General features: G+C 69.1%; 1 protein-coding gene. It reads right to left on the reverse strand.

Features of this window, described 5'->3' with window-relative positions; translation table 11 throughout:
* Nucleotides 1–1372, reverse strand: a 1372-nt coding sequence (gene acs, locus AC069T_RS37970) for an acetate--CoA ligase (protein WP_478787084.1), incomplete at both ends; no start/stop codon positions are given.

Here is a 1372-nt window from a genome sequence, read left to right on the forward strand (position 1 = left end):
AGCCAGATGTCCCCGTCGTCGTCCTTCTTCGCTCCGTCGCCCGCGAAGTACCTGCCCTCGAAACGGGACCAGTACGTGTCGAGGAACCGCTGGTCGTCGCCCCAGATGGTGCGGAGCATCGACGGCCACGGCTCGGTGAGGACGAGGTATCCGCCGCCGCCGTCCGGGACCTCGTTCGCCTCGTCGTCGACGACGGTCGCCGAGATGCCCGGCAGGGCCCGCTGGGCGGAGCCTGGTTTGGTCTCGGTGACGCCCGGCAGGGGCGAGATCATCATCGCGCCGGTCTCGGTCTGCCACCAGGTGTCGACGATCGGGGTGCGGTCGCCGCCGATGTGCTTGCGGTACCAGATCCACGCCTCGGGGTTGATCGGTTCGCCGACGGAGCCGAGGACACGCAGCGAGGACAGGTCGAACTTCGCGGGGATGTCGTCGCCCCACTTCATGAACGTACGGATCGCGGTCGGCGCCGTGTAGAGGATCGTCACCCCGTACTTCTGGACGATCTCCCAGAACCTGCCCTGGTGCGGGGTGTCCGGCGTGCCCTCGTACATCACCTGCGTCGCGCCGTTCGAGAGCGGCCCGTACGTGATGTACGAGTGTCCGGTGACCCAGCCGATGTCGGCCGTGCACCAGTACACGTCGGTCTCCGGTTTGAGGTCGAACACCGCGTGGTGGGTGTACGAGGCCTGGGTGAGGTAGCCGCCGGAGGTGTGCAGGATGCCCTTGGGCTTACCCGTCGTACCGGACGTGTACAGGATGAACAGCGGGTGCTCGGCGTCGAAGGCCTCCGGCGTGTGCTCCGCGGACTGCCTGGCGGTGATCTCGTGCCACCAGACGTCGCGGCCCTCGGTCCAGGCGACGTCCTGGCCGGTCCGGCGCACGACGAGCACCTTCTCGACGGCGTCCGTCCGGCTGACCGCGTCGTCGACGGCCGGTTTCAGCGCGGAGGGCTTGCCGCGCCGGTAGCCGCCGTCCGAGGTGATGACGAGCTTGGCGTCGGCGTCCGCGATCCGGGCCGCGATCGCGTCCGCCGAGAATCCGCCGAAGACGACGGAGTGGGCGGCGCCGATGCGGGCGCACGCGAGCATCGCGACGACCGCCTCGGGGATCATCGGCAGGTAGACGGCGACCCGGTCGCCCTTCCGGACGCCCAGTTCGGTCAGCGCGTTGGCGGCCCTCGACACCTCGTCCTTGAGTTCGGCGTAGGTGATCGCGCGGCTGTCGCCCGGCTCGCCCTCGAAGTGGATGGCGACCCGGTCGCCGTGGCCGGCCTCCACATGGCGGTCCACGCAGTTGTACGCGACGTTGAGCTTGCCGTCCTTGAACCACTTGGCGAACGGCGGATTCGACCAGTCGAGGGTCTCGGTGGGCT

The sequence above is a fragment of the Streptomyces sp. NPDC043867 genome (assembly GCF_056435845.1).